This is a genomic window from Streptoalloteichus hindustanus, assembly GCF_900129375.1.
Taxonomy (GTDB): domain Bacteria; phylum Actinomycetota; class Actinomycetes; order Mycobacteriales; family Pseudonocardiaceae; genus Streptoalloteichus; species Streptoalloteichus hindustanus.
This window is the reverse complement of the sequence record NZ_FQVN01000005.1, coordinates 557,992-584,493: the sequence shown is the minus strand read 5'-3', so window position 1 is coordinate 584,493 and position 26,502 is coordinate 557,992. Positions and strand designations below refer to the sequence as shown.

The 26,502-nt window shown below is 71.8% G+C and carries 23 protein-coding genes; 10 read left to right on the top strand and 13 right to left on the bottom strand.

Annotated features, from left to right (window positions below):
• Window position 1: 1 nt before the first annotated feature.
• Complete coding sequence (locus tag BUE43_RS18450) at window positions 2-484, bottom strand: CcdC protein domain-containing protein (protein WP_073484774.1); 483 nt, start codon at window positions 482-484, stop codon at window positions 2-4.
• Between the two features lie 71 nt (window positions 485-555).
• Here BUE43_RS18450 and BUE43_RS18445 point away from each other — a divergent pair, with 71 nt between their 5' ends.
• The gene (locus tag BUE43_RS18445; RefSeq protein ID WP_073484771.1) at window positions 556-1,185 is read left to right on the top strand and encodes a TetR/AcrR family transcriptional regulator; all 630 of its coding nucleotides are present in this window, start codon (window positions 556-558) and stop codon (window positions 1,183-1,185) included.
• A gap of 39 nt (window positions 1,186-1,224) precedes the next feature.
• On the opposite strand, the gene BUE43_RS18440 is transcribed toward BUE43_RS18445, so the two are convergent.
• The 5 genes from BUE43_RS18440 to BUE43_RS18420 form a co-directional block, all read right to left on the bottom strand.
• Window positions 1,225-1,749 (bottom strand): hypothetical protein, encoded by a 525-nt coding sequence (locus BUE43_RS18440; RefSeq protein ID WP_143174233.1) that lies wholly within the window; start codon window positions 1,747-1,749, stop codon window positions 1,225-1,227.
• 88 nt (window positions 1,750-1,837) lie between these two features.
• A complete protein-coding gene (locus BUE43_RS18435; RefSeq protein WP_073484769.1) occupies window positions 1,838-3,679 on the bottom strand; it encodes a hypothetical protein in 1,842 nt (613 codons plus the stop codon).
• A 19-nt stretch (window positions 3,680-3,698) separates the two neighbouring features.
• Window positions 3,699-3,989, bottom strand: a complete 291-nt coding sequence (locus tag BUE43_RS18430; protein ID WP_073484767.1) for a hypothetical protein — start codon at window positions 3,987-3,989, stop codon at window positions 3,699-3,701.
• A gap of 1 nt (window position 3,990) precedes the next feature.
• Window positions 3,991-5,532, bottom strand: a complete 1,542-nt coding sequence (locus BUE43_RS18425; RefSeq protein WP_073484765.1) for a radical SAM/SPASM domain-containing protein — start codon at window positions 5,530-5,532, stop codon at window positions 3,991-3,993.
• A gap of 242 nt (window positions 5,533-5,774) precedes the next feature.
• Window positions 5,775-6,347 carry a DUF6461 domain-containing protein gene (locus BUE43_RS18420; protein WP_073484762.1) on the bottom strand — a complete coding sequence of 191 codons (573 nt, stop codon included), beginning with the start codon at window positions 6,345-6,347 and terminating at the stop codon, window positions 5,775-5,777.
• Between the two features lie 305 nt (window positions 6,348-6,652).
• Between BUE43_RS18420 and BUE43_RS18415 the strand changes: the two genes are divergently transcribed.
• Both BUE43_RS18415 and BUE43_RS18410 read left to right on the top strand, forming a co-directional pair.
• Entirely contained in the window at window positions 6,653-6,979 is a 327-nt protein-coding gene (locus BUE43_RS18415; RefSeq protein ID WP_073484760.1) for a putative quinol monooxygenase, read from the top strand.
• A gap of 38 nt (window positions 6,980-7,017) precedes the next feature.
• Window positions 7,018-7,452, top strand: a complete 435-nt coding sequence (locus BUE43_RS18410; protein WP_073484758.1) for a DUF6196 family protein — start codon at window positions 7,018-7,020, stop codon at window positions 7,450-7,452.
• Between the two features lie 57 nt (window positions 7,453-7,509).
• Here BUE43_RS18410 and BUE43_RS18405 read toward each other — a convergent pair whose 3' ends face one another.
• From BUE43_RS18405 to BUE43_RS18395, 3 genes are all read right to left on the bottom strand, one after another.
• Window positions 7,510-8,310: a barstar family protein gene (locus BUE43_RS18405; RefSeq protein WP_073484756.1), complete on the bottom strand. Its 801-nt coding sequence runs from the start codon at window positions 8,308-8,310 to the stop codon at window positions 7,510-7,512.
• A 243-nt stretch (window positions 8,311-8,553) separates the two neighbouring features.
• The gene (locus tag BUE43_RS18400) at window positions 8,554-9,243 is read right to left on the bottom strand and encodes a glycine-rich domain-containing protein (protein ID WP_073484754.1); all 690 of its coding nucleotides are present in this window, start codon (window positions 9,241-9,243) and stop codon (window positions 8,554-8,556) included.
• 569 nt (window positions 9,244-9,812) lie between these two features.
• Window positions 9,813-10,349: a TetR/AcrR family transcriptional regulator gene (locus BUE43_RS18395; RefSeq protein WP_083959823.1), complete on the bottom strand. Its 537-nt coding sequence runs from the start codon at window positions 10,347-10,349 to the stop codon at window positions 9,813-9,815.
• Between the two features lie 173 nt (window positions 10,350-10,522).
• Between BUE43_RS18395 and BUE43_RS18390 the strand changes: the two genes are divergently transcribed.
• Together BUE43_RS18390 and BUE43_RS18385 are read left to right on the top strand one after the other, a co-directional pair.
• On the top strand, window positions 10,523-12,067 hold the full coding sequence (locus BUE43_RS18390) for an MFS transporter (RefSeq protein ID WP_073484748.1): 1,545 nt from the start codon (window positions 10,523-10,525) through the stop codon (window positions 12,065-12,067).
• Between the two features lie 223 nt (window positions 12,068-12,290).
• The gene (locus tag BUE43_RS18385) at window positions 12,291-13,574 is read left to right on the top strand and encodes a sulfite oxidase (protein WP_073484746.1); all 1,284 of its coding nucleotides are present in this window, start codon (window positions 12,291-12,293) and stop codon (window positions 13,572-13,574) included.
• Window positions 13,575-13,725: 151 nt separating this feature from the next.
• Here the strand turns inward: BUE43_RS18385 and BUE43_RS18380 are convergent, their stop codons facing one another.
• The 3 genes from BUE43_RS18380 to BUE43_RS18370 all read right to left on the bottom strand — a co-directional run bounded on the left by BUE43_RS18380 (window position 13,726) and on the right by BUE43_RS18370 (window position 17,479).
• Window positions 13,726-14,688 (bottom strand): TIGR03564 family F420-dependent LLM class oxidoreductase, encoded by a 963-nt coding sequence (locus BUE43_RS18380; protein ID WP_234995787.1) that lies wholly within the window; start codon window positions 14,686-14,688, stop codon window positions 13,726-13,728.
• A 49-nt stretch (window positions 14,689-14,737) separates the two neighbouring features.
• A complete protein-coding gene (locus tag BUE43_RS18375) occupies window positions 14,738-15,670 on the bottom strand; it encodes a LysR family transcriptional regulator (protein ID WP_073484744.1) in 933 nt (310 codons plus the stop codon).
• A gap of 207 nt (window positions 15,671-15,877) precedes the next feature.
• On the bottom strand, window positions 15,878-17,479 hold the full coding sequence (locus BUE43_RS18370; RefSeq protein WP_073484742.1) for an ABC-F family ATP-binding cassette domain-containing protein: 1,602 nt from the start codon (window positions 17,477-17,479) through the stop codon (window positions 15,878-15,880).
• Between the two features lie 699 nt (window positions 17,480-18,178).
• Between BUE43_RS18370 and BUE43_RS18365 the strand changes: the two genes are divergently transcribed.
• Window positions 18,179-19,405, top strand: coding sequence for a glycosyltransferase (locus tag BUE43_RS18365; protein ID WP_073484740.1), 1,227 nt, complete (start codon window positions 18,179-18,181; stop codon window positions 19,403-19,405).
• Between the two features lie 158 nt (window positions 19,406-19,563).
• The gene (gene helR, locus BUE43_RS18360; RefSeq protein WP_200797567.1) at window positions 19,564-21,768 is read left to right on the top strand and encodes an RNA polymerase recycling motor ATPase HelR; all 2,205 of its coding nucleotides are present in this window, start codon (window positions 19,564-19,566) and stop codon (window positions 21,766-21,768) included.
• Window positions 21,769-21,857: 89 nt separating this feature from the next.
• Here helR and rdmE read toward each other — a convergent pair whose 3' ends face one another.
• Window positions 21,858-23,474 carry an aklavinone 12-hydroxylase RdmE gene (gene rdmE / locus BUE43_RS18355; protein WP_073484736.1) on the bottom strand — a complete coding sequence of 539 codons (1,617 nt, stop codon included), beginning with the start codon at window positions 23,472-23,474 and terminating at the stop codon, window positions 21,858-21,860.
• Between the two features lie 140 nt (window positions 23,475-23,614).
• Here rdmE and BUE43_RS18350 point away from each other — a divergent pair, with 140 nt between their 5' ends.
• From BUE43_RS18350 to BUE43_RS18340, 3 genes are all read left to right on the top strand, one after another.
• Window positions 23,615-24,637 (top strand): helix-turn-helix transcriptional regulator, encoded by a 1,023-nt coding sequence (locus BUE43_RS18350; RefSeq protein ID WP_073484734.1) that lies wholly within the window; start codon window positions 23,615-23,617, stop codon window positions 24,635-24,637.
• Between the two features lie 131 nt (window positions 24,638-24,768).
• A complete protein-coding gene (locus BUE43_RS18345) occupies window positions 24,769-25,041 on the top strand; it encodes a hypothetical protein (RefSeq protein ID WP_073484732.1) in 273 nt (90 codons plus the stop codon).
• A gap of 169 nt (window positions 25,042-25,210) precedes the next feature.
• On the top strand, window positions 25,211-26,443 hold the full coding sequence (locus BUE43_RS18340) for a multidrug effflux MFS transporter (protein ID WP_073484730.1): 1,233 nt from the start codon (window positions 25,211-25,213) through the stop codon (window positions 26,441-26,443).
• The last annotated feature ends 59 nt before the right edge of the window (window positions 26,444-26,502 follow it).

Genomic DNA, 26,502 nt, shown 5'->3' with positions numbered 1-26,502 from the left:
GTCAGAAACGTGGACGCGTCTCGGGGGCGAAGGGAACACCGGTGGCACGCCCTCGCAGTGCGAGGACCAACGACTCACCGAGGAAGCCGACACCGATGGAGAGCTGGACGGGCCGGGCGCCCTCGTGCATCCCCATGGCGACTGACAGGAACCCGAAACCGGCCATGACCACCAGGGTCCCGAGGATGACGAGGAAGGTCCACCCGGTGTACCGCTGCCACAGCACCTCGTCCCTGACGAAGATCCTGACGGTGGTGCCGCGCACGGCGCCCAGCGCCGCACCCAGCAGGGCGCCCGCGATGACCCAGAAGAGGTCGACGCCGGTCAGCCGCTCGGCGTGCCAGAGGGACCAGACGCCGATGCCGACGAAGATCACGGGCGGGGCCACCAGGTCACGCAGGTTCATGGGTTCGCCGCGCAGTCGTTTGACCACCACGGCGACCACACCGACGGCGACCAGCGCTCCGATCACCACACCACTCACGTCGCACCCCCAGTTGTTTTGGCATGGGCAAGCTAAAACGAATTTAGCTCGATCGTGCTATAAAGGCAACCATGCCGAAGATCGTGGACCCCGAAGAGCGCCGCCGGGCGGTGGCCGAGGCCGTCTTCCGGGTCAGCGCCCGGGACGGCCTGGAACACGCGTCACTGCGCAACGTGGCCGAGGAGGCGGGACTGGCGATCGGCTCGGTCCGCCACTACTTCAGCGACCACAACGACCTCATGATCTTCGCCATGCGCGAGCTGGGACGCCGCGTGCGGCTGCGGATCCAGGCCCACGCCGACCGGCTGCTGGCCTCCGACCCCGAGGGCGACCGCCGCGCCATGGCGGAACAACTGCTCGCGGAGTTCCTCCCCCTGGACGACGCCCGCCGCGAGGAAGCCGTGCTGTGGCTCACCTTCACGACGGCCGCCCGCACCCGCCCCGAACTCCGCCCGCTCGCCGACGAGATGGACGACGGCGTCCGCGCGATCGTCCGACGGGTCCTGCGCGAGGCGCGGCGCGTGGGCGGCCTGCCCGGCGCTGTCGACATCCCGCTGCAGACCCTGAGGCTGACCGCCCTGCTCGACGGCCTCACCCTGCACGCGGTCCTCTACCCGGAGCGGGTCACCCCGCAGTCCATGCGAAAGGTCCTGCGGCAGCACCTGGCCGAACTCGCACGACCGACGAGCCCAACCCCCTGACGAGGAAACCAACGGGGATGAGGAAGTTCCCCTCCAACGTCAGGCTGGTGGTTCGCTGTCAACCACGATCATCTTGTCGTGCCGGTAGGAGTCCAGGTCGGGGACGTTCCAGCGCTCGCCCGCGCGGATCTGGTGGAACCGGAACGTGGCGTTGGTGGTGTTCGCGGAGATGACGCACCGGATCGGAGTGGGCGGCTGGAGCGCGTGGGCGAGGCGGCCGACCTCGCGGGCGAGCGCCAGGCCGTGCAGAAGCAGGAGCCGCTGGTCGTGCTCGGCGACGACCGGCTGGCCGTCGACCGAGGTGACGCGCACCGGGACGAAGTCCTCCAGGTGCAGGGAGCTGTCGTCGCACTCCCACCCCGTGAGGTCGGGGAAGAACGAGGACGCGGAGCCGGCGTCCACTGTGGAGTCGGCCCACATCAGTACCGCGCCCCTGCGGTGGATGCCGCGCGCCACGCGTTCCCGGAGCCCGGGCGCCAGCCCGCCCGGCGGTTCCAGAGCGTCGAACCCGGCCCACACGCGGACGGCCTCGGCCGCCGCGTCGTTCATCGTGACGGTGAACATGCGGGCAAGCATCGCAGTCCGCGTTTCGCGCCAAGCGGACCGCACCCGTTCGTCAACATCACCACGGCCGTTCGTACCTCGACAAGGATCAGCGGGGACCAGCGGAGCTGCCGAGCGTCGCCAGAGCCCCAGGTTGGCCCGCGCACTCTTCGGTGGCCTGCGCGAGAACATCCACGATGGTGCCGGCCACGTCGCTGCCGATGCGCGTGGCCAGCAGTCGCAGCGGGCCGACCTGGGCTCGGCAGGACTCGGTGTCGCCCACATTGAGTCGGGCCAGTGCCAGCATCAGTCGGTCCCGGAACTCCTCGCGCTGGTCGACCTCGGTCAGGCGGTCGTGCGGGTAGAGGACGTCGAGAGCGCGGATGACGCCGCGACAGTCTCCGTCGACGAAGTGGAGCTGGGCGAGTTTCGATCGGACGCCCCGTGAGTCCTCCGGCGAGGAGCGGGTCGTCCGGAGCGCCGCGGTCAGCTTCGCGATGGCGGCCTGCCTGTCCCCGAACCGGATCGCGAGCAACTTCGCCGTGTTGACCCCGATCAGGGAGACCGCCCACCGCGTCAGCTCCGGACGTTGGGTGGCCACCCCGTACGCCAGCCGCTCGGCGCGTTCCTCCAACTCCAGCGCGGCGTGGTTGTTCCCCTCGAAGTACTCCACCAGGGCGAGACCGTTCCGTAGGACGATCTCGATCCTGGTGCGCTGCACCGGGTCCGGGACGGACGGGACGGCCGCCAGCGCCTCGTCGTAGAGGGTTCTCGCCGTCGCGAGGCCGTCTTTCGTTCTGGTGAGGGCGAACACGTTGGCCAGCTCCGCCGTCAGGTCGAGCTTCTCGACGGGCCCTTCGGCGAGTGCCCGCGCACGGCGCAGGTGGTGCACGGCCGCCGTCCTGGACCGCTCGGCGGGTCGGAGCCGTGGTGCCAGACGGGCCGCGGCCAGGTGCGCGGCCAACCGGTGGCGCTGCGGCATTTCGGGGACGCCGCCCTCGACGCCGCCCTCGACGGCAGGGTCGGTGGCGTCGGCGATGTCGGCGGCGATGGCCAGCGCGGCCGCGTGGCGTTGGAGGAACTCCCAACCCACCGTGGCGAATCCGGCGAACACGGCAAGGTTCTGGGCGCGCAGTCGCCTCCGGTCCCCGCTGCTGACCGCCAGGTGGGATCGTCGCAGGTAACCCCAACCGTCGGGGGGCCAGGCGTCGAACAACTCGGCCGCGTGATGTCGTCTCACCCGTGCGTCGAGCCGGGCGCGCAGCTCTCGACGCGCCTGCCCGCCCAGCGTGATCCAGGGGGTGCCCTCCGGCCCGGTGGCGGCCAGGGCCACGGCCACCGCCTCGGTCAGGCCGACGCGGAGCGCCACCGCGAGCGGCGCTCCCACCGGGGAGGCGGCCAGCACGGTGAGCGCCCGCCTGTCCACTGTGGACAAATCCCCGAGTTGCCCGGTCCGCCGGGCGGGCCGCCGCTCGACGAAACGAACGTCGTGCGGGAGCAGTGTCCGCAGCTCCGGTCGCCCGCCGACACAGGCCAGCATGAAGCCCGTCGTGCTGGAGAAACGGGCCAGGTGCCGCAGGAAGTGGCGCACGTCGGGGCCGACATCGGCGCCGACCGCGACCGCCCACCCGTGCGGTGCCCCGAGCTCGCTGATGGCCCGGGCCGCCGAGTACAGCACCATGCGGTCGTCCGGGGCGCTTCCCTCGGCGGGGACGTCGCCCGGGAGGAGGTCGGCCGTGTCACGGGCGTCGCCCAGTTCCTCCCACCGGGGCGCCAGGGCGCCGGCCACGGCCGCCAGCAGAGGAGTGGGACGCTGCCGGAGCGCCGACTCCACGACGTCGAGCACCACCGGGTAGGGCGGAGGTCGACGGGGCGCGGTGTCGCCGAGCCAGCTCACGTCGGGGAGGGCGCCGGCCCAGTCGAGCGGCCGGTCGGAAGAGTGAGTCGCCATCGAGAAGCCCGGCGGCGCACTACCTCTGGGATGACGAGCGTTGCGAGGAGATGTGCCGCTCGACCTCCTCGATCTGCTGCTGCAACTGCCTGATGCGCTCCCTCTTGAGCACCAACTGGGTCGACAGCGGAAGGCTCGCCAACATCTCCTCGGCCACCGAACCCTTGGTGCCCCTGCACCCGTGGCAGTCCCCGCATCCCGCGGCCAGGGTCTCCCCGAGCAGGTTGGCGAGGTCCGGGTTCTCGCGGAGCAGTCGCACGATGTCCGCCGCGTCGTTCAGGGAGACGGAAAGGGACTGTTCCTCCATCATCTCAACACCTCATCTCGGAGTGGCGGGTTCGTCCGTTGGTCACGTCGACGATGGGCAGGTGGCGGGTGGCCGGCCGGGGGTCGGGCCACTCGGCCGCACCGAGCAGCCGGCGCTCGACCTCCTCGTACGTCGCGGCCAGGCTGCGCGGGAAGTAGCTCTGGAAGCCCTCGCACGCCGCCGCGAACAGGGAGCCGCTGGTGTCCCGTGCGTGTTTGGCGCACCCGGAGGTGTGGATGAGCGCGTAGGGGCACCGCGAGCACTGGTCGATGGCGCCGGGGAAGCGGGACAGCCAGGCGCGCGCGACCTCGTGGTCGAGCCGGAGCGCGCCGCCGTGGTAGGTGCCGACCCGGTGTTCGGCGATGCCCACCTCGTCCCAGCAGGCGTAGAGGTCGCCACGGGGATCGAACATCAACATGCCGGTCTCCGCGCCGCAGTTCGCGACCTGGGTGAAGGGGTAGTTCCCGGCGAGCGCGCGGGAGAGGACGGACTGGGCGTACCCCTCGTACCCCGCGACGCAACTGTCCTGGTCGGCGCGGATCGCGCTCAGCATCTCGACCAGTTCCGGCCGTGTCACGAGGGTTTCGCCGCCCGCCTGCCCGGTCACGACGGCCGCCTCCGCCGAGAAGGCGGGGTGGTCCCCCCAGCCGCGTTCGAGGAAGAAGCCGTTCATCTCGGCGAGTTCGTCGGCGTTGCTCCGGTCCACGTTGATGCGGACCATCACCCGCACGCCGCGCCCGAGGGCCAGGTCGATGTTGTCGACGATCCGCTGGAAGGTCTTCCGGAACCGGGGGCCGATCCGACGCCGGTCGTGGAGGTCGGCCATCCCGTCCAGGGTGATCTGGAGTTCGGCCAGCCCGTCGGGTCCGAGCAGGTCGGTGAACAGGTCGAGCCGCACCCCGTTGGTGATGGCCCGCAGCGTGGCGCCCCGCTCCCCGGCACGCCGCGCGATGTGGCCGACGATGTCCCGCGTCTGGTCCTGGAGGGGTTCCCCGCCGAACAGGCCGAGTGCGCTGCGGGCCGTCGTTCGCCGGTCCGCCGTGCCCGGTTCTTCCCGAGGCAGGTCGAGGTGCTCGGCCATGGCGCCGGGGCGATCGAAGCGGTCGATGACGCGGAACGCGTCGTCGACCTGCTCGCGGCTCATGAGCTTCGCGTAGACGCCCTTGCCGGCGTGCATCTCGTGGGGCTGGAAGCAGTAGGGACAGCGCAGGTTGCAGGTGTAGGCGGGGATGAAGAAGAAAGTGGGTGGCCGCAGGGACAGCGCCGCGTTGTGGAGGGCGGTCGCGACATCCACCAGGAGTTGGCGTTCGCCCTCCTCGGGGAGGTCGGTCAGATAACCGCGCTCCGTCAGATGCGCGTGCGTCGGGCCGTCACGATCCCACGGCGGGGAGACGACCTCTCCTCCCCGGTGGGCGACCAGGTAGTCCCCGATCCGCGCCGGGACCTTGTCCAAACTGCCCCGAATACCGTGCAGAAGAAGGTAGAAACGCTCGTCAGTGAGCGGTGCGCCGATCACGTAACTGCTCACCCGCACACGCGCCACCACCTCCGTAGCTCCCCAGCGCATCAGTGATCAGCCACGGTGCCCCCGCAGGCACACGCGACAACATCCTCAGGTCGGAATCAGCAGTTCGGCGAGCGCGCTACGGACAGAGTAGGTCGCGGTGCTCCGAACCGCCCTCGGCCACCACAGACTTCCCCCATCGGGGTCTGGCGCGCCGCAGAGAGACGACCGGATGGCCGTGTCCCCTGTTCTCGAGACCAGGGCATACGGCATTCGTTGGTCCACTACTCAGGGGATGCGATCACGGATGCGATGTGCGGCGACACCGACCAGTCAGCATCGAGTCGCACACTGGTGCCGCGCTCCAGGAACGCGACTGCCGCCGCGCACATGAGATCCGCATCCCCGAAATCCAGGCCGTCCAGGAACGGTCGCAGCGCACCCGCCGGCATCTCGTCATCGACAACGAAGTCACACGTCGCGAGGACCTCGCCGTCCTGAGCGAGACTGATCGCGCTGTCGAGGTTGGCATTCCAGTACACGCTGGCCGCCACCGTGCGCCTCGACAGTCGGGACAGCGTCGCGGACCGCGCGCCGTGGAAGCCGTTGTCCTCGACGAGGAACAACCAGCCATCCCGTGGTACCACCACGACGAGCCGCAGTTCCTCCGGGCAGGTATCCGCGAGGGACAACCCCGCGTCGCCGAGCGTGGTCTCTCGGCCGAGCCCGCCCGCGCCGAAGCGAGCGAGGCCCTCCCTCACCGACAGGCCGCACACAGCCGTGAGGCACAACGCCTCCGAGGGCAACACCTCGCTGTCCAGCAACGTGGCGTAGTGCGCGACGGCATCGGCCCTCACTGTGGGGACTGGTAACGACACCACCTGAGTGTGCCGTGTTGCCCGAGCAACGTCGTTGGTCGACTGGTCACGCGGAACACGGGAAACACCACGGCATGTCGACCTCACGCCCACCCGTTCCCGCCAGGAGTCGACGCAGGCGACGGCCGCCAGGCTGGGCCGTCCTCCGCGCGTTTCGGTTCAGCCGGGGGCTGCCCAGGTCGGGTCAGCCGGGAAGATGGATCTCCACGCCGATGTCGGATGTGATCCACTGCTCACGGAGCGGGCTTGACCTTCACATCGGTGTCAGAGCCTAGCCTCGGGGTATGACAACACCGGAAGCCCAGATTCCCGTTTCGCTCTACGGATTCCTCACGCCTCGACCTGGGCACGCCGACGTCCTCAGGAAACTCCTGCTGGACCTGGTCGAGCCGTCCCGGGAGCACGAGGGCAGCCTCCAGTACCACCTCCACGAGCAGGAGGACGGCCGGTTCTTCCTGTACGAGGTCTGGCGGTCGCGGGAGGACCTCGACCGGCACAACGCGACGCCGCTGTTGCGCGACTTCATGGCCGAGCTTCCGCAGCACGTGGACGGAGCTCCCGAGGCGTACTTCGGCGTGATGCGGAGCCCCTACCCGACCACTTCGGACTGATCGCGGATTCGGGCACGGACGGACGAGGAGACGAGCACATGGTCAGTGTCAGCGTGGAGACTCCCCGGCAGACCGAGGAGCGACTCCGTCACGTGATCGCCCAGGCCGATCTCGTGGCGCACGAAGGCGTCTGGTGCTTCGAGGAGTTCCCGGCCGACGAGCCGCCGGTGCTCACCGGCGACACCCTGGCCGTGGTGCGCGACGACGAGAGCTGGAGCCGGCTGGTCCCGCTCACGTCCGAGAGCGGGGACGTCGAGCGTTTCGGGATCTTCTCCTTCCACTTCCCCGGCGAACTCGACAACAGCGGTTTCGTGGGTTGGCTGGCGGGCGAGCTCAAGACGAGGCTCGGCACCGGGGTGTTCGTGATCTGCGGGAGCAACCGGTCCCGTGGCGGCGTCTACGACTACTGGGGCTGCCCGATCAAGCTGTTCGACGCGGCCATCGAGGTCGTCCAGGAGCTGCGGGCGGGCTGACCCGGTCGACCCGGTCGCCGGGTCGGCGTCCGCTCCGAGCCGAGCCCTGCCCAGAGGTCAGCGCAGGACCACGTCGATGTCGTGCTCACGCAGGATTTCCACAATGTACTCAAACAGGACAGTCGTCGCTCCGGAGATGGTGACGCTCTCCTCGGCGAGGTGCGTCCTGGCGATGTCGGAGTGGTTCCAGTGCAGCGTGAACGGTTTGGTCGCGCCCCACCGCCCGCGCAGGCAGTCGTCAAGGGCGTCCAGGTTCCACCCGAAGTAGCCTCCTGGCCCGTTCACGGCTTCGCCCAGCGCGCAGTAGAAACTGTCCTCGTCGACGATGTGGCTGCCGTCGAGTTCGTAGACCGTCCCTCGTGGATCGTCGGGAAGATTCCGGTACGAGTGATGGTGGAGAGCGACCGACAGCCAGGCGTGGCGTCCCGCGGGCCCCAGCGACCACCACATCCCCTTGCGGGTCAGTTGTCGTGTGCGGCGGAGCTCCCAGGGCCACTCGGCTTCCGGGAACAGGTCGTCACACCACAGGTTCACCGTCGCGTCAACGAGATCGGGCCCCTCGGACGAGGGCCGGACAGACTCGACTCGCACGTAGTTGACGAAGTAGTTGCCCATCTTCGCGCCTGACGGGTCCAACAGGGTGAGATAGGCGTTGCCAGCGAGCGCGCGCTTGCCGCCGACCTGGTCGAGACAGGTCAGCAGCGTGCCCCGCGGCGCGAGCCCCCGCAGTTCGACCCGCCGTTGGCCGTCGCTGTCCAGCGGCGTGAACAGGCCGCTGGCGTCGCGGGCATATCCCCAGAAATCGTCGTCCTCCTCGTCGCCGGTCAGGCAGTACCTCGCCCCCAGTGATCCGCTCATGACGTCATCCAACCATCGCGGCGGCACAGCTCCGCCCCAGTTCCCAGGTCAGCGGGCACCGCCTCGTCCTGGCTTCTCTTGTATGTCCATTGTGGACAGTTTCGAGTTTCTCGACCAGGGGCGAATCCGAGGGAAGATCGGTGACCACGGTCAGCGCCGCCGGGCCGAACCGGCCCGGCGGCGCCGGCCACCGCGACCGCGCGGAGGTGCCAGCAATCCAGCGGTCCAGCGGAACAGCCGTCGTCAGTACCGGATGACGACGCAGCCGTTGGAGCCGTTGTCGCCGTCGTATCCGGAGAACACGCCGCCGTTGGCGCCGTTCCCACCCCGGCCGGAGTTGGCCGGGCACTCCGCCGGAACCGTGGTCCCGGCCACGCCACCCGCGCCTCCGCTGCCGTTGAAGACCCCGTCGCCTCCCTTGGCGCCGTTGGCACCGGGGTTCGTGGTCACCACGCCACCCGCGCAGCTCCTCGGCGTCGCCCCGGTGCCTCCCGCTCCGCCCGCCACGTTCCCCAGGGAACCGCCGCCACCGCTGCCCCCGCCGGCCTCGGCCCTGCGGGTGGTCCCGATGGAGATGCCGGACCACCCGGCGGTCTTGCCGGCCGTCGACGGGCGGTCGTCCACTCTCGCCACGCCCTTGGCTCCGCCGGCTCCAACGGTGACGTCCAGGACGGTGCCGGGCGTGACGGCCAGCGTGCAGCTCGCGTTCGCGCCACCCCCACCACCGCCCCCGGCCGGGCCGGGCACCGGGAAGGTCCCCCAGCCGCTGCCGCCTCCGCCGCCCCCGGCTCCGACGACGTGCACGGTGACCGCGCTGACGCCCGAGGGCACCGTGAACCGGGCGGTGCCCGGAGTCGAGAACAGCTGGTACGTGGCCGCGTCGGCCGGCGCCACCAGCGCGAGGGGCAGCAGGCCGGCCAGCGCCGCGCCCACGACAACTCCCCTTCGCGAACGGAAACGACGGGACAGGTGGAACAGGAACATGAGCCCTCCTCCGGGCTGGGAACAACGGAGTCGTCATCACCGTCGGGTGTCACGACTTCGGAGACGCTGACGAGCCACCAGCCGAGGGCCCTCGGTTCTGCCCAGGATTGGCGTCAAACGTTTCGTCGAGTTCCTTCGGCCGCGCCCCAGGAAGCCGTGCGAGGAATCATCGGCCGTTCGGAGAATCCCGCCAAGCTGCCATCGGGTGACACCCGAACGCCGGTCGGAGCGGCGGGCACAGCGGCTCCGCCTGGCTTGTCCCGCCGGGAAACCGCTGCTCCTCGGGCTGGTGAGCCAGCGGAATCGTCCGGAGAGGGGCAGTGCCCGGCTCCCGTTCGGAGCAACGGGCCCCCATCCGCTGCAACTACGGCCGCTCCACCCTTCACATCTCCGACACCTACTACTGCCCAACCTCAAAGAAAAACAGCGAAAATGCCGGCAATCCGGTGGTGCGAAACGCACGACCTCAGCGAACTCACCGAAAGCCGGAGCTGGCGCCGGGCCGCGTCAGGGGCGCGTCAGGGGCGCGAGACCCCGCGCAGCATGAGGTCGGTGACCATCTGGGTGAAGTCGCGGGACGCCGCGCGGCCCGCCTGGATCGACCACGCGGCGCCGGCCACGAGGCTGTAGAAGGCGTCGGTGAGCCACGCGGGTGTCAGGTCGGGGCCGAACTCGCCGGTCCGCCTGCCCCGGTGGAACAACGCGACGATCCGGGCGTCGATGTCGGCCCACTCGGCGGGCTCCTCGTCCGGGTCGCGCTCCTGGCTCTGCGAGTACAGCAACGCCAGGTACGGCGCCACGGGCTCGCACGCCGCCACCAGCCGGCGCAACGCGTCCACCGCCGGGCCCTCGTCCAGCCGGGCGTCGTCCAACGCCTCGCGCAGGTGCGCCAGGGCCAGGTGCTCCAGCGCCGCGAGCAGTTCGCCGCGCCCGGCGAAGTGGCGGTGCAGCGTGGCCCGGCTGACCCCGACCGCCCTGGCGATCTCGTCCTGGGTGGCGTTCGGACGGCGGCCGAGGAAGTCGGCCGCCGCGCGCAGCATCTGCTCCCGACTCATCGTCACCGCCCAAGACTAACCCAGGTGAGACAGATCCGTCTCATCGAGCGTCCAAAGACACACCTTGAGACAAATTCGTCTCACACGAGGTACTGTCGCCTCGTGACCGGGCGCGCCGGTCGCCCGCCTCCCGCAGGCGCCACGCTCCACCTTCCGAGTCGAGGAACCGCACCATGAGCAGCAGCCCGACGCTGGACCACCTCGAAGACCACCACCGAGCACCGGCGCGGTGGGCGGCCCTGGGCACCCTGGTCCTGGCCGTCCTCATCGTGGCGATCGACGGCAGCGTGCTGGCCCTGGCCACCCCGTTCCTCTCCGAGGACCTCCGACCGACGGGCGCCCAACTGCTGTGGATCGGCGACGTGTACGGGTTCGTCCTGGCCGGGCTGCTGGTCAGCATGGGCAGCCTCGGCGACCGCATCGGGCGCAGGAGGCTGCTGCTGGTCGGCACGGCCGGGTTCGGCCTGGCCTCACTGCTGATCGCCTACGCGCCCACCGCCGAGGCCCTGATCCTGGGCCGGGCCGTTCAGGGCGTCGCCGGCGCCACGCTGATGCCCTCCACGCTGGCGCTGGTCCGCAACATCTTCCACGACCCGCGCGAACGCAGCCTGGCCGTCGGCATCTGGGGCGCGGCCCTGTCCGCCGGCGCGGCGGCGAGCCCGCTCCTGGGCGGTTGGCTGCTGGAGCACTTCTGGTGGGGCTCGGTGTTCCTCATCAACGTCCCCGTCACGGCCCTCGTGGTGGTCGTCGGGGCCAGGCTGCTGCCGGAGTCGAGGAACCCCTCGCCCGGCCCATGGGACCTGCCGAGCGTGCTGCTGTCGACGGTCGGCGTGATCGCCGTCGTCTACGCCGTCAAGGAGGTCGCGGTGCACGGCCCGCGCGTCGACGCCGTCCTGGCCGCGCCGGTGGGCCTCGTCGCGCTGGTCCTGTTCGTCCGCCGGCAGCTCACCCTGCCCGCGCCGCTGATCGACGTGCGGCTGTTCCGCAACCGCGTGTTCACCGGCGTCGTCGGCGCGAACCTGCTGTCGATCTTCGGCCTGTCCGGGCTGATCTACTTCCTGTCGCAGTACTTCCAGCTCGTGAAGGGATTCGGCCCGCTGCACGCCGGCATGGCCGAGCTGCCCGCCATGCTCACGTCGGCGGTCGTCGGCCTGTTCGCCGGTTGGGTCGCCCGCCGGACGTCCACGCGCCTGGCGATCGCCGGGGGCCTCGCGCTCACCGCGATCTCGATGGTGGTCCCGGCGTTCGTCACCCCCACCACCGGCTACCCGGTCCTCGGCGCCGCTCTGCTCCTGATGGGGGCGGGCACCGGCCTGACGTTCACGGCCGCCAGCGACCTGCTCCTCTCCAGCGTCCCGAAGGAGCAGGCCGGCGCGGCGTCCGCCGTCTCCGAGACCGCCTACGAACTGGGCATGTCGCTGGGCATCGCCGTGCTCGGCAGCCTCGTCATGGGCGTCTACCGGGGTTTCGACGTCCCCGCGGGCACCCCTGGGCACGTCGCCCGCGAGGCCGCGCACTCGCTCGGCGGCGCCGTCCAGGCCGCCTCCGCGCTGCCCACCGAAGCGGCGACCGCGCTGCTCACCGCCGCCAGGGCCTCCTTCACCGAGGGGCTCGCCATCGCCTCGGGGATCGGCGCGGCGCTGCTGTTCGCCGCCACGGGCATGGCGTGGGTCATGCTCAGGCCCTCGACGCCCGCCAACGGCGAACAGTCGCAATGAAGTCCACTGTGGACCCTGCGCGCACGCGCGGATAGAGGCCGTCGATCGCCACGAGTGGTGGGGCGTCGAAGCACGGTGTCCTTGTCATTCCCACGAGGTCATTCCCACGAGGTGGACCGCGCCCGGACGTTCGTTGACCGGCCGGGAGCACCGTGTTTCGATTCAGCCGTCAGTCCCGACGCTTTCTCCCTTTTGGGAAATCCACGGCTGAACGGGTGTTGCCATGTCCGTGCCTGACGATGTGACCGACGAGGGAACCTACGACCGTGTCCGGATGGGCCAGTGGTTGGCTGGGCAGGCCCGGGGAGGCGGGCTGCGGCGCCGGGATGTGTTGCGGGCGCTCGGTGTGGCCGGGTTACTGGCCGCGGTGCCGACCAGTCTGACCATCGCGGCCGCCCAGCCCGCCGCGGCCGCCGGCTCCATCGTCAAGCCGTTGCCGCCGGAGTTGTTCGACGTGCTCGGCACCAACGCGGAGATGCGTTGGGAAGCCATGCGGGGTCAGGGTTTCTACACCCCGATCGACCGGTTCTTCGTGCGCAATCACACCAGCACGGCCGTGATTGACCCTCGCACCTGGCGGCTGCGACTGTTCGGCGCCGGACTGCGGGGCGCGCCGACTCGTGAGAACGCCGTCGAGTTCAGCCTGGACCAGTTGCGAAGTCTGCCAGCGGTGTCCCTTCCGGCGCTCGTGGAGTGCGCAGGAAACGGGCGGAGTTTCTTTGCCACGCAACAGAACACGCCGGCGCCGGGCAACCAGTGGAAGCTGGGCGCGGTCGGGGTGGCGCGCTGGCGCGGTGTCCGGCTGGCCACGGTGCTGCGCCTGGCCGGGCTCACCCGCTCGGCCGTGGACGTCATGCCGCAGGGACTCGACGCCGAGGTGGTCAGCAACGGCGTGAACCTCGGACACGTGCGTCGCCCGCTCCCGGTCGCGAAGGCCCTGCAGGACGTGCTGCTCGCCTACGAGATGAACGGAGAGCCCCTGCCACCCGACCACGGCGCCCCGGTACGACTGATCGTCCCGTCCTGGGTGGGCGTCGCGAACATCAAGTGGGTCGGGGACGTCGAGGTCTCCGACACCCCGCTGTTCTCCCCGTTCAACACCCAGCTCTACCGCCTGTTCGGTCCCGAGTACCCGGCCGACGGCGCGCCGATCACCACCCACAACACCAAGAGCGCGTTCGAACTCCCCTGGCAGGGCGCCACGCTCGCCGCCGGCCGCACCCACCTGCTGCGCGGCCGGTCCTGGTCTGGCAATGGCGGTATCCGCCGGGTCCGGGTGAGCACCGACGGCGGCGCGACCTGGCGTCGGGCCCACCCGCGCGGCCCCCGCCGGGACAACGCGGCATGGCTGCGCTGGGAGCTGCCCTGGCGACCCGAACCGGGCAACTACGAGCTGCTCGCCGCGGCCACCGACGAAACCGGCGCCACCCAACCAGCCCGGGTTCCCTTCAACACCAACGGATACCTCTACGGCGCCGTCGTCCGACACGCCGTCACGGTCGTCTGACGAAAGCCGGCCGCGATTCCTGCGACTCCCCACTGTCCACAAAGGTCGCCGGAGAGGACCGGGTGCTCCTGGTCGCGGCGTACTGGCGCACAACCATGTCGTGCGCCGGTACGCCCGGCTCCCCCTCTTCTCGAAGTCCTCCTGCCTGTGTCTAATGTGGAGCGACCACGTCCGAGGCGGTGGCGCGGGCCAGTGCCCCTGCCAGCCGGCGGGTGCGGGACTGGATGGCGGGGTCGAGCCCGAGGTGCCCCGTCAGGACGATCTCCGTGGCCCCTGCCTCGACGTAGCGGCGCAGCCCGGCGGCAACGGTGTCCTCGTCGCCGAGGAGGGCGAGGTCCATGGGGTCGTCGACGCCGCTGAGGGCCAGAACCCGTTGGTAGGACGAGAAATCGCGGTAGAAGGCGAGATCGTCGGCCATCGCGCGGCGGGCGTCCTCGTCGGTGGTCACGGCCGCCGGCACCAGGGCGACGACGCGCGGTGCGGGACGCCCGGCGTTCGCCGCGGCGGTGGCGAGGGTGGGGACGATGTGGTCGGCCAACGCGCCCGGGCCGGCCAGGAACGCCACCGTCCCGTCGGCGAGTTCGCCCGTGACGCGCAGGGCCCGCGGGGCCATGGCGGCGACCAGGAGCGGGGTCGGTGGTTGGGCCCCGACCACGCGGGTCGGCAGGGCGGAGCGTGCGGTGATCAGCTCTCCCTCGTGGGCGACCGCCTCGCCGCGCAGCAGCGGGCCCAGGACCGTGAGGAACTCGCGCAGCCGGGCGACCGGCCGTTCCCAGGCAAGGCCGAACGATCGCTCGACGAGCTGGGGCACACCCAGCGCCAGCGCCAGGTGGAACCGGCCCCCGGTGGCGGCCTGCGCGGTCTGGGCCTGGCTGGACACCAGCAGCGGATGCCGACCGAACACCGGCACCGCCGACACACCCACGTCGACGCCGGGGACCCGCGCCCCGATCACGCCAGCCACGCCGATCGCGTCGTAGTCCAGCCGCTGACCCACCCAGACCGAGTCCACGCCGTACCCGGCGGCCTCGCGGGCCTCCGCCACCATCGCCTCGACGACGTTGTTCCCGTGCGAACCGCCCAGGACAACGCCGTAGCGCACCGTCATCGCCATGCCGCCATCTCACCCGCCGGCAGGCCCGACGGGTGATCGCGATACCCGATCAACCCCCGTTCTGATGCTCCGTGGGCATCAGCCGGGTCAGACGATGCGCGATGCCGGAACAGTGGGCGGAGGTCACCGACAGGAACGCGCCCAGCGCCGGCGAGTTGTCCGCGGTGCGGAAGGCCATCGTCAGGTCGGGCAGCCGCAGGGGCGGGTCCACCTCGACCACGACGGTCTCCGGCCGGGACAGTCGGCGCGCGCAGGACGGCAGCAGCCCGACGCCGATCCCGCACGCGGCCAGCCCGATCGCCGTGTGCACGTCGCGGGCGTGGACGACTCCGCGCGCGTGGTCGAGCAGCGGGCGCAGCGCACGGACCGTGGCCGGCTCGTCGGCGGCCGGGGTGGCGATCAGCGGCTGGGTGCGGAGCTGGTCGAGCGAGACCGAGGGCTGACCGGCGAACGGGTGGCCGCGGTGGCAGACGGCGACGAGGTGGTCGCCGGAGACCGGGACGGCGGTCAGCCGCTCGGCGCGCTCTCCGGTCGGCGCCCCTCGGCAGATCGCCAGGTCGATGTCGCCGGCCAACAACGCCGCGCCGCTCTGCCCGGTCGACAGCTCGCGGCACTCCAGGTTCACCCCGGGGTGCGACGAGCGGAACCGCGCCAGCAGCGACGGCAACAGCTCAAGGAGCGCCGACCCCACGAATCCCAGACGCAGCGACCCCGTCTGCCCGCGCGCCGCCCGTCGCGCCTCGGTCGCGCCCGCCTCGACCTGCTCAAGCACCCGACGCGCGTGCGCGGCGAAGACCTCGCCCGCCGCCGTGGGCTCCACCCCGCGTGCCGTCCGCTCGAACAACCGGGTTCCCAGTTCCCGCTCCACCGCCCCCACCTGCCGGGACAGCGAGGGCTGGGTCATGCCCAGCGACTGCGCCGCCCGTCGGAAGTGCCGGTGTTCCACCACTGCCACCACGTAGCGCAGTTGCCGCAACTCCACGGCCGCATGCTAACCACGTGATGCCTGCCGAGCATCGGGGCGCGACATCACGGCAGGTGCTCGCCCCGCTTCCCGCCCCACGACGAGAAGCCCGCGGAAGGATGCCGAGCCCCGCGCGTGTCGGAGCTCGGCATCCCCCGTTGAACCGCACAGGACGCGTTCACGTCATGGGCCGTGCCGGTTGCCGGTTCACAGATCGAGGCCGGTTCACAGAGCGAGCCGCGGCCAGGACCCGGTGTCCCGCAACAACTGCCGGTCGTGCGTGGCGATCACCACGGCGGCCGGGGTGGACCCGAGCGCGGCGGTCAGCTCGTCGACGAGCGCGGCGGACAGGTGGTTGGTCGGCTCGTCCAGCAGCAACACGTGCGGGCGCTCAGCCAGCACCAGTGCGAGGTCCAACCGCCTCCGGGCGCCGACCGACAGCTCAGCCACCGGCCGGCGGCGGTCGTACCCGCCGAGCAGGCCCAACTCCCCCAGTCCCGGCCCGGGCAGACCCGACCGGGCGAGCCGTTCGTCGTACAACTCCACCGCCGTGCGCGAACCCGACGGCTCGGACTCCTGACCCAACCGCCCGACGCGCACCGACCGGGCGCGGATGACCGTGCCCGCGCTCGGCTCCAGGTCACCGGACAGCACGGCCAGCAACGTCGACTTGCCCGCGCCGTTGGGCCCGGTGACGACCAGCCGGTCCCCCGCGTCCAGCTCCAGGTCGACCGGGTGCGCGAGCCGGTCAGCCACGGTCACGCCGGCGGCCCGCAGCAGGGTCGCGCCGCGGTGCTCGGGCAGGTCGGGCATGGCGAAGCGGGTCGGCGGCGGGGGCACCGCCACCACGTGCGCCGCCAGGGCCTCCTGCCGTCGGTGCACAGCCCGGACCAGACCGGGTGCCCGGGTGGCACGGGAGTGCTTGCCGTGCCCCTTCTCGGGCCGCCAGTTGTCGCGCAGCCGGTTCTGCGCCGTGGACAGGTCGTCGGCCAGGCGCTGCCGCTCGGCGACCTGCTCGGCGTGCAGCGCCTCCCACCGGGCGCGCTCGGCGCGGCGGGCCTCGACGTAGGCGGAGTAGCCACCGCCGTAGACCCGCGGCCGGTCGTCGCTGGACGGGTCGAGGTCGACCACCGAGGTGGCCACGTCGGCGAGCAGCGCCCGGTCGTGGCTGACCAGCACGACCACGCCCGGGTGAGCGCGCAGCCGCTCGGTCAGGTGGTCGAGCCCACCCGCGTCGAGGTGGTTGGTCGGTTCGTCGAGCAGCAGCACGGAGTGCCCGGCCCCGAGCAGACAGGCCAACCGCACCCGGTGGCGCTGCCCGACCGAGAGGGTGCCGAGCGGGCGCGCGCGGTCGTCGACGGCGTTCAGCGCGGCCAGCGAGACCTCGACCCGCCGGTCGGCGTCCCACGCGTCGAGCGCCTCGGCCTCCGCGAGCGCGGCGGCGTAGGCGTCGTCCGCGCCGGGGTGGCCGGCGGCGAGCGCGGCGGTGGCGTCCTCCAGGCGGGCCAGCGCGCCGCGCACCGCGGCCAGTTCGAGGTCGATCAGGGCGCCGACGGTGTCGTCAACGCCGAGCGGGATCTGCTGGTCGGCGACGCCGACCGAACCCGCGCGGCGCACCTCGCCGCGGTCGACGGGCAGGTCGCCGGCGAGCACCCGGAGCAGGGTGGTCTTGCCGCGACCGTTCTCGCCGACGATGGCGACCCGGTCGCCGGGGGCGGCGACGAGGTCGACCCCGGCGAGCACGGGCCGCCCACCGAAGGAGAGGTGGACGCCGGACACGCGGACGTGCGCCGCGCGCACAGGGGCGGGCGAAAGGGGCGAAGCCATGAGGAGATGCCTCCAACAAACGGTGATGAGCAGGAAGGGCGAAGTCCGGTACTGCGGGTTCGCGGTACCGGTGGAGGCGTCGTCCCTCAGAGGAAGAGCAGTTGCTGCATCACGTTCACCACGGTAGGTGAGCCGAAGGCCCAGGTCATCCGAATTTCGCCCGGTGCGTGCGAGGCCACAGCCCCGTGCTCGGGCGGGCTCCGCGCCGGCGGTGGACTGTCGGCGTTCTGGTCTGCCGCCCAACGGAGCCAGCACCACGGGGGAACCTCCCTGCCCGATCCCCTTGCTCGCGCACACCGGTGCGGTGACTCGCCGACCGAGCGTGTGCGCCTGGCTCAGCGCCCCGGTTTCCGCGCACAACGTCGCGGCGGCGTTGAGATTGTCGAGCCCGCCCGTACAGCCGACCCTGCCCAACAAACTGGGCTCGACAAACTGGGCTCGACAAAGTGGGCCCAACGACCGGAAAGCACCTGACCGGTCGCCACAGCCGAGTCCTCCGGCGGGCCTGCGGCTGCCGCGCGACAGGACCGTCGCCAGGACTGGAAGTGTGGCCGCGGTCACCAACGCGACCGAAAATGAAGAGGGGATGCTCCTCGCCCTTTTCAAGGTATAGCGCACCGGGGGGCTTGCGGCAAGACCCGGTCTGTGCCGCAGAATCCCCGGCCGAAAGCCAGAACCTGCGAAAACGGGAGACACGAAGTGCGCGTTTTGTTGTCGACGTACGGGTCGCGCGGGGACGTCGAGCCGATGGTGGGGCTCGCGGTGCGGTTGCGGGAGCTCGGCGTCGAGGTGCGGGTGTGCGCGCCGCCGGACTTCGCCGAGCGGCTGGCCGAGGTCGACGTGCCGATGGTGCCCGCCGGTCCGTCGATGCGTCAGGCGGTGACCGGGGCGAACCGGTGGAAGGCTACGGACCTGTCCCAACGGGCCGCCGAGTTGGTCGCGACGCAGTTCGAGACGGTCATCGCGGCGGCGGAGGGGTGTGACGTGCTGGTGGCGACCGGCCTGTTCCCGGCCGCGGCCGCCGTGCGCTCGGTGGCCGAGAAGCTGGGCACCGGCTACGTGTACGTGAGCTTCTTCCCGTCCATGCTGCCGTCGCCGCACCACCCGCCGCACCCGTGGCCGGGCCGGCCGCAGCCGGCGGAGGTGGCCGACAACCGGGAGCTGTGGGAGTTGAACGCCCAGAGCATGAACGAGCTGTTCGGCGAGGTGATCAACAACCACCGGGCGAGCGTCGGCCTGCCTCTGGTGGACCACATCCGCGATTTCATCCTCACCGACCACCCGTGGCTGGCCGCGGACCCGGTCCTGGCCCCCTGGCCGGAGCCCTCGGACCTCGACGTCGTGCAGACCGGCGCGTGGACCCTCCCCGACGTCCGCCCGCTCCCGGCCGAGGTGGAGGCGTTCCTGGGCGCCGGTACGGCACCGGTCTACGTCGGTTTCGGCAGCATGCCCATGCACGCCTCGGCGGACGTGGCCCGGGTGGCCGTCGAGTCGGTCCGCGCGCAGGGCCGGCGCGTGCTCGTCTCCCGCGGCTGGGCCGACCTGGCCCTGATCGACGGCCGGGACGACTGCCTCGCGGTGGGCGAGGTCAACCAGCAGGCCCTGTTCCCCAGGGTGGCCGCCGTCGTGCACCACGGCGGCGCGGGCACGACGACGACGGCCGCCCGCGCCGGCGTGCCGCAGGTGGTAGTGCCCCAGCTGGTGGATCAACCGTTCTGGGCGGACCGGGTGGCGGAGTTGGGCATCGGCGTGGCGCACGACGGCCCGACGCCGACCACCGAGTCCCTGTCGGCCGCCCTCAGGACGGCGCTGACCCCCGAGACGAGCGCACGAGCGACCGCCGTGGCCGGCACGATCCGCACCGACGGGGCGGCGGTGGCCGCGGAACTGCTGATCGACGGGTTCGGCCGGGGACGTCGCCCGTGATTGCGTGAGCCACCCGGACTGTTGGGCCGAGGCCCCGCTTCTTCGCGTTCCGCGCGGGAACTTGACACGAGGTGGACAATCGAAAATCGGCGTGCCCTCCAGAAACTGATGGAGAACCCGCCGATAAGTGAGGTCAGTTTAGCCGCTGTGAGGGGCTTGTGTCAACTCGAGAATACGAAGACGAATTGCGGTCCGAGCGGAGCTACGTGGCCGGGCTCTACACGCGGCTCGACGCCGAACGCGCGCGGGTGAAGCGGGAGTACAGCGCCGCGTTGCGGGGAAACGGCGACAACCCCATGGAGCGGGACGTCCAGGTGCGCGCGCTGGCCAGGGAGGCGAAGCGGCTGGACGTGGCGGACAACCGGCTGTGCTTCGGCCGGTTGGACACCGTTTCCGGTGAGCACTGGTACATCGGCCGGATCGGCCTCTTCGACGAGAAGAACGAGTACGCGCCGTTGCTGCTCGACTGGCGGGCCCCCGCGTCACGCGCGTTCTACGTCGCCACGGCCGCGTCCCCGGAGAACATGCGGCGACGCCGTCAGTTCCACACGCGCGGGCGCGAGGTGGTCGACTTCACCGACGAGGTGCTCGGCCGCCCCGGCGACGGCGAGCGCGGCGGCCGGGGCGACGCGGCCCTGCTCGCGGCGGTCAACGCGCCGCGCGGTGAGGGGATGCGCGACATCGTGGCCACGATCCAGGCCGAGCAGGACGAGATCATCCGGCTTGACCACCCGGGCGTGCTGGTGATCGAGGGCGGCCCGGGCACCGGGAAGACCGTGGTGGCGCTGCACCGCGTCGCGTACCTGCTCTACACCCAGCGGGAGCGGATGGAACGCCACGGCGTGCTCGTGGTCGGGCCCAACCCGGCGTTCCTGAACCACATCAGCCGCGTGCTGCCGTCGCTGGGCGAGTCCGACGTGGTGTTCATGACCACCGGCGACCTCGTGCCCGGGCTGCGCGTCACCGCCGAGGACACCCCGGAGGTCGCGCGGCTCAAGGGATCGCTGAAGATCCTGGACGTGCTCGCGGCGGCGGTCGCCGACCGGCAGCGGCTGCCGGAGCACCCGCTGCCGATCGAACTGCGGGACGTCACGCTGCGGATCGGCGCCGACACCGCGGAGTGGGCCAGGGAGGAGGCGCGCGCCAGCGGCCTGCCGCACAACGAGGCCCGCGCGGTGTTCACGGAGATCGTCACCTACGTGCTCACCGAACGGGCGATCGCGCGGATCGGCCGGGGCTGGCTGACCCGGGAGGACCGCGAGGCGTGGGAGCAGCTGCGGGCGGACCTGCTCAAGGAGCTCGCGGAGGACGACGCGTTCACCGCCGCGCTGGACGAGCTCTGGCCGATCCTCACGCCGGAGGAGCTGCTGGCGTCGCTGTACACGTCCCCCGAGCGGCTGCGCGCGGCCGGCGCCGACCAGGCGTTGCTGCGCGCCGAGGGCGACGCCTGGACGGTGTCGGACGTGCCGCTGCTCGACGAGCTCGTCGACCTGTTGGGCCGCGACAAGGCGGCCGACCAGGCCGCCGAGCGGGAGCGGAAGGCCGAGGCCGAGTACGCCGCCGGCGTGCTGGACATCCTCGTGGACCGCCAGGACCTGATGGACGACGAGGACCACCTGATCGCCACGGACATGCTCTACGCCGAGGACCTGGCCGAGCGCTTCCTGGAGCGCGACACCCGGGAACTGGTCGAGCGGGCCGCCGCGGACCGGGACTGGACCTACCGGCACGTCGTGGTCGACGAGGCGCAGGAACTGTCCGAAATGGACTGGCGGGCGCTGATGCGGCGCTGCCCCAACCGGTCGTTCACCGTGGTCGGCGATCTCGCCCAACGCCGGTCGGCGGCCGGGGCGACGTCGTGGGACGCGATGCTGGAGCCGTACGTGCCGGGCCGCTGGGTCTACCGGTCGCTGTCGGTGAACTACCGCACCCCGGCGGAGATCATGTCCGTCGCCGCCGCGCTGCTCGCCGAGTTCGCGCCCGGGGTCCAGCCGCCGGAGTCGGTCCGCGCGTGCGGTGTCCAGCCGTGGTCCCGGCAGGTCACCGAGGACGAACTGCCCGCCGCCATCGAGGAGTTCGTGCGGGACGAGGCCGGGCGCGAAGGCACCAGCGTCGTCATCGGCCCGCCGGGGGTGCCGGGCGCGGTGGCCCCGTCGGAGACGAAGGGACTGGAGTTCGACGCCGTCCTGGTCGTGGAGCCCGAACGAATCCTCGCCGAGGGCCCGCGCGGCGCGGCCGAGCTCTACGTCGCCCTCACCCGCGCCACCCAACGCCTCGGTGTCCTGCACCGCGAACCGTTGCCGCAGGCGCTGGCGGGGCTCGTCGCCATCGGGACGCCTGCCCGGGCTGGCAGCCAGGGGTGAGACCGGAGGGCCGCGCGTCGACCTGGTGGAAGCCCTGACCTGCCGGGGATCGGGGGCACAGGACGCGGGATCGGTGGGGACAGGCGCGACTATCGCGCCAGAACCGTCGTGAGCGCTCCGAGGAGGGCCTGTGCCGGGTCGCTTGGCGCATCGGTGGTGCGCCAAGCGACAACCCCGTCCGGTCGGACCAGGCTCGCGCCCGCCGCTCCGATCCCATATTTGGCGAGGAAATCACCGTCGACGTCGGTCAGTTCCGCCAGTTCCCCGCCGACCGTGTGGACTCGCACGGCGGTGTTGAGCCGCGCGGCGACGTCCTCGGCCGCTCCGGCCCAGAATCCACCGTCCACTCCGGACAGGAGCACGAAGCCGCTGCCGAATAGGTCCACAGTGGACACTCGATCGCCGTTGCGGCGCAACCACACGTGGGGCGCGCGGAACCCGGGCCGGCCGGTCGGCCGGTACGGGTCCTCGGCGTCGGCGGGATCGTCGTCCTCGGTCAGCACGGCGGAGGAGCGGTAGCGGAACCCCAGCGTGAGCTCGACCGCCCTCTGGTGGTCGAAGGTCCGCACGTCCTCGACGTCCTCGCCGTCCTCCGACGCCGCCACGGGGCCGCGGCCGTCCAGCAACCACAACGCCTCGGCGACGACCCGCTCGGCGATCGAACGCCGCTCCGCGTCGTAGGTGTCCAGCAGGCCGGGCCCCGCCGACGAGCCGAGGACCGCGGCGAGCTTCCACGCCAGGTCGTAGGCATCGCCGATCGCGGTGTTGCCGCCGAACCCGCCGCTCGGCGGGGTGACCTTCGCGGCGTCGCCGGCCAGGAACACCCGCCCCACCCGGAACCGGTCGGCCACCGCGGCCGCCATCTCCCACGGCCGCACGGCCTTGATCTCCGGCACGAGGTCCGGCATCTCGGTGATCATCCGGATCAGCTCGGTGCACCGCTCGGTGGTGAAGTCGGCCGGCGACTGCCCGCGGGCCGGGTCGTAGCCAACGCTGAGCAGGTGACGGTCTACGGCTCGGTCGATGGTGATGAACACGCCCTGGACCTGCTCGTTGTAGAGGACGTGCAGCGCTGCCCGCTCCAAGCCGACCAGCTCACCGAGGTCGGCGTCGAAGATGATGCTGATGTTGTGGCCGAGGCTGCCGCGACCGTGTCGGTCGACGCCGAGCGCCTCGCGCACGCCGCTGCGGGTGCCGTCGGCGGCGACGAGGTAGTCCGCTCGCACCTCGCTCGTCCGCTCGTCGCGGCGCCCGCGGAGCACGGCCGTCACACCCTCGTCGTCCTGGCTGAAGGACACCAGCTGGGTGTCGAAGCGCAGCTCCGCACCGAGATCCTCGGCGTGCTGGCGCAGCAGCGGCTCCAGCTCGTGCTGACCGGCCGTGCCCACCTCGGCCGGGGACAGCAGGCCGAGGTTCGCGGCGGTGTCGGTGGACTCCTCGCGGAGGGTCGGCCCCGGCAGCGTGGCCGCCACCCTGACCCGGAACGTGGCCAGATCCGGATCGACCGACGGGACGTCCTCGGCGATCCCGTCGAATCCCAGCAGTTCCATCGTGCGCTGGTTCTGCCCGACCGCCCTGGGGAACAGCGAGGTCCCCGAGCGCCGCTCGACCAGCAGCACGTCGACTCCGCGTCGCGCCAGGAACGCCGCGCTGGCCAGACCGGCCAGCCCCGCCCCCACGACCAGCACCGACACCCGTTCCCCCATGACCGCTACCCCCAGTCAGAACCGGTTCGTTCCCAACGTAGTGCGGTCCCCAAGGCATTTGCCGTGAAGGAAGTGGGGCGCGGGGACGGTCTCATGTCAGTCCCTCGAAGAAGAGGGAGGTAAGGCTAACCTACGAACTTGTGACCCGGGTTCACCAGCTCGCCGCCAAGGCCGGTTCCACCGCGTTCGACGCGGCGTACGCCGCGTACTACGCGTCGATCGCCCAGACCGACGACAGCGGCGACGGAACCGTCCGGCACCGGCTCCGCCCGGAGGTCGGCGACGGCACCATCGAGGTGACGTCGTTGCGGAGCGGGTTCCGCGTCGTCCGCTACGACGTCGCGTTCGCCCGCGAGCACCGGATCGGCTACGCCTTCTCCGGCGACCACTTCGAGCTGGAGCACTGCGTCGACGGGCACATGCGCATCAGCGAGGCCAATGCCGGAGACGGCGACCTGCGCGCCCGCGCGGTGTCGCTGAGCCCCCGACGCGCCACCGACGGCGTCGTCGCGCACGGCGACGGCGAGCGGTACCGCGCGGTGTCGATCATCGGAACCTGGAGCGGGCTGGAGTCCTACCTCGGCGGCCTCGGCGCGGACGCCCTCCCGGCCACCGGGCCGGAGACCGTCGCGAGCGAGCGGTATCTGGGCCGCTCCCCCGCCTTGCGCCCGGTGGCCGGTCCGCTGGAGGAGATCTTCGTGCACCGGCGCGCGTCCCCCGGGCGCCTGCTGTTCCTGGAGTCGCGGCTCATGGCGGCGATGGCCGCACTGCTCGACGGGCTCACGGTCACCGCGCCGGCCGCGGACGACCGGGACCTCACCCTGGACGGCCTGGACGACCACGAAGTGGCCGCGTTGCGCCGCGTTCCCGAGCTGCTCTGGCGGGAACGCCACGCACCGCCGACGCTGGCCGACCTGGCCCGCGCCTCCTCGATGTCGGTCCGCCGCCTCACCACCGGTTTCCGCGCCCTGTACGGGACATCGGTGATGGAGTACCACCGACGTCGCTGCCTCGACCGGGCGGCGGCGCTGCTCGTCGAGACCGACTGGACAGTGGCCCGGATCGGGCACGAGGTCGGCTACGCCTCGCCCAGCAACTTCGGCTACGCCTTCCGGCGCGACCGGGGCACCACCCCCGCCCAGTTCCGGCAGGCGCACTCCTGACACCCGTCGGGGCAAGCAGCGCACTCCACATCCTCGGGCCCGTCGCTCCACACCGCGGCGCGGTCCCGGCGCCGACGATGGAGCACGGAGCGGCCGCCCGGGCCGTCCCGTCGTCGTGAGAAAGGCGCCCGATGCTCCTGTCCGCCCTCGTCCGCCGGCACCGTCGGGAGCTCGTCCTCCTCGCGCCCTGCTGGCCGTCGACGGGATGCGGCTCGGGCAGCACACCACCACCGCGCGCTGACAGGGACCTCGTCACCCGGACGATCCGCGCCGCGCCGACCCGGGTCGTCGTGATCGGGCGGAGCCCGGTCGAGACGGTGATCGACTTCGGTTCTCCCGACCGGCGCGTCGGCATCGCCCACCTCGACGCCGGACAACCCGTCGGACAACCGCCGACGACGTGATCGTCACCCTGCCGAAGCCGGCCGAGAAGCCGCCGCGCGTGACGTCGGAACCGCCGCGACACCGGAGCCTGATCCCGTTCCCGTCGGTCGCGGGGACCGACGACAACCCCGGCGGCGCCGCGACGTGGAGCGCTCTCGGCCTCGTGCAGACATCCCCGGATGGAGACCCATGACGCTTATCGACTCCGCGCCCCCTCGCACCGGAACGGCACGGCTCATCGTCGTCCTCGGTGGACTCTCGGCGGTGTCGCCGTTCGCCATCGACATGTACGCGCCCGGCTTCCCCGAGATCGCCACCTCGTTCGGGACCTCGGGAACGGCCGTCCAGCTCTCCCTGACGGCCTGCCTGGTCGGGCTCGCCGTCGGTCAGATCGTGCTCGGCCCCATCAGCGACGCGACGGGGCGACGCCGCCTGCTCCTGGCCGGTTCCGCCCTGTTCACCGTGTTCTCCCTGCTCTGCGCGGTCGCGCCGACCATCGCCGTGTTCGACGTCGCGCGGCTGCTCCAGGGGATCACCGGCGGCGCCGGGATCGTCATCGGGCGGGCGGTCGTCAGCGACCGGTTCACCGGCGCCCACGCGGCCCGCCAACTCGCGACGCTCAGCGTGATCGGGTCGACCGCGCCGGTCCTCGCTCCGGTCCTCGGCGGGCTCGTTCTCGGCATCGGCTCGTGGCGTCTGGTGTTCGTGGCACTGGCACTGACCGGGCTGGTGTTGTTGGCCGCTGTCTGGGCGTGGGTTCCCGAGTCGCTCCCGGTCGAGCGGCGCCGGGCCGGCGGCCTGGGGGCCGTGCTCTCCGCGATGGGCGGGCTGCTCCGGCGGCGCGAGCTGGTCGGCTACCTCCTCGTCATGGGCTGCGGGATCGGCGCCCTGTTCGCCTACATCAGCGGCTCGCCCTTCGTCTTCCAGAGCGTCTACGGCCTGTCGCCCACGGCTTACAGCCTCGTCTTCGCGACGAACGCCGTGGGCACCGTGGTGGCGGGTGTGATCTTCGGGCGGCTGGCCGGGCGCGTGCGGCTCAACTCGCTGCTCGTGACCGGCGTGGCCATCAGCGCGGCGTCCCTGGTCGTGCTGGTGGCCCTGCTCGCCGCCGGCATCAGCACGTTCCCCACCACCTGGGTCTGCCTGTTCGGCCTGACCTGCGGGATCGGACTGCTGCTGCCCGCGGCGACCGCCATCATCCTCGCGGTCGGCAGCGACGCCCCCGGCGCCGCTTCGGGCATGCTCGGCGGCTCCCAGTTCGTGCTCGGCGCCGCCGCCGCGCCGCTCCCCGGCGTTCTGGGGAGCACCACGGCCATGTCGACGGCCGTCGTGGTCCTGGGCTGCGCTCTGCTCTCCGCGCTGGCGCTGGTCACCCTCGCCCGGCCGTGGCAGGGCCGGGGCGAGCCAGCCGGCGAGCACTGAGGCGGTGACGGGGCCGACCGAAGCGCCGGTCGCGGCGGGGAGCCGCGACCGGCGTGGCC

Bases quoted from the DNA above. Each gene is read 5' to 3' on its own strand.
- BUE43_RS18395 (WP_083959823.1), bottom strand. From the start codon at position 10,349: ATGAGTCGGGAGCAGATGCTGCGCGCGGCGGCCGACTTCCTCGGCCGC.
- rdmE (WP_073484736.1), bottom strand. From the start codon at position 23,474: ATGGGGGAACGGGTGTCGGTGCTGGTCGTGGGGGCGGGGCTGGCCGGT.
- BUE43_RS18380 (WP_234995787.1), bottom strand. From the start codon at position 14,688: ATGGCGATGACGGTGCGCTACGGCGTTGTCCTGGGCGGTTCGCACGGG.
- BUE43_RS18405 (WP_073484756.1), bottom strand. From the start codon at position 8,310: ATGAGCGGATCACTGGGGGCGAGGTACTGCCTGACCGGCGACGAGGAG.
- BUE43_RS18410 (WP_073484758.1), top strand. From the start codon at position 7,018: ATGGTCAGTGTCAGCGTGGAGACTCCCCGGCAGACCGAGGAGCGACTC.
- BUE43_RS18390 (WP_073484748.1), top strand. From the start codon at position 10,523: ATGAGCAGCAGCCCGACGCTGGACCACCTCGAAGACCACCACCGAGCA.
- BUE43_RS18415 (WP_073484760.1), top strand. From the start codon at position 6,653: ATGACAACACCGGAAGCCCAGATTCCCGTTTCGCTCTACGGATTCCTC.
- BUE43_RS18345 (WP_073484732.1), top strand. From the start codon at position 24,769: ATGCTCCTGTCCGCCCTCGTCCGCCGGCACCGTCGGGAGCTCGTCCTC.
- BUE43_RS18370 (WP_073484742.1), bottom strand. From the start codon at position 17,479: ATGGCTTCGCCCCTTTCGCCCGCCCCTGTGCGCGCGGCGCACGTCCGC.
- BUE43_RS18385 (WP_073484746.1), top strand. From the start codon at position 12,291: ATGTCCGTGCCTGACGATGTGACCGACGAGGGAACCTACGACCGTGTC.
- BUE43_RS18430 (WP_073484767.1), bottom strand. From the start codon at position 3,989: ATGATGGAGGAACAGTCCCTTTCCGTCTCCCTGAACGACGCGGCGGAC.
- BUE43_RS18340 (WP_073484730.1), top strand. From the start codon at position 25,211: ATGACGCTTATCGACTCCGCGCCCCCTCGCACCGGAACGGCACGGCTC.
- BUE43_RS18435 (WP_073484769.1), bottom strand. From the start codon at position 3,679: ATGGCGACTCACTCTTCCGACCGGCCGCTCGACTGGGCCGGCGCCCTC.
- BUE43_RS18445 (WP_073484771.1), top strand. From the start codon at position 556: ATGCCGAAGATCGTGGACCCCGAAGAGCGCCGCCGGGCGGTGGCCGAG.
- BUE43_RS18440 (WP_143174233.1), bottom strand. From the start codon at position 1,749: ATGTTCACCGTCACGATGAACGACGCGGCGGCCGAGGCCGTCCGCGTG.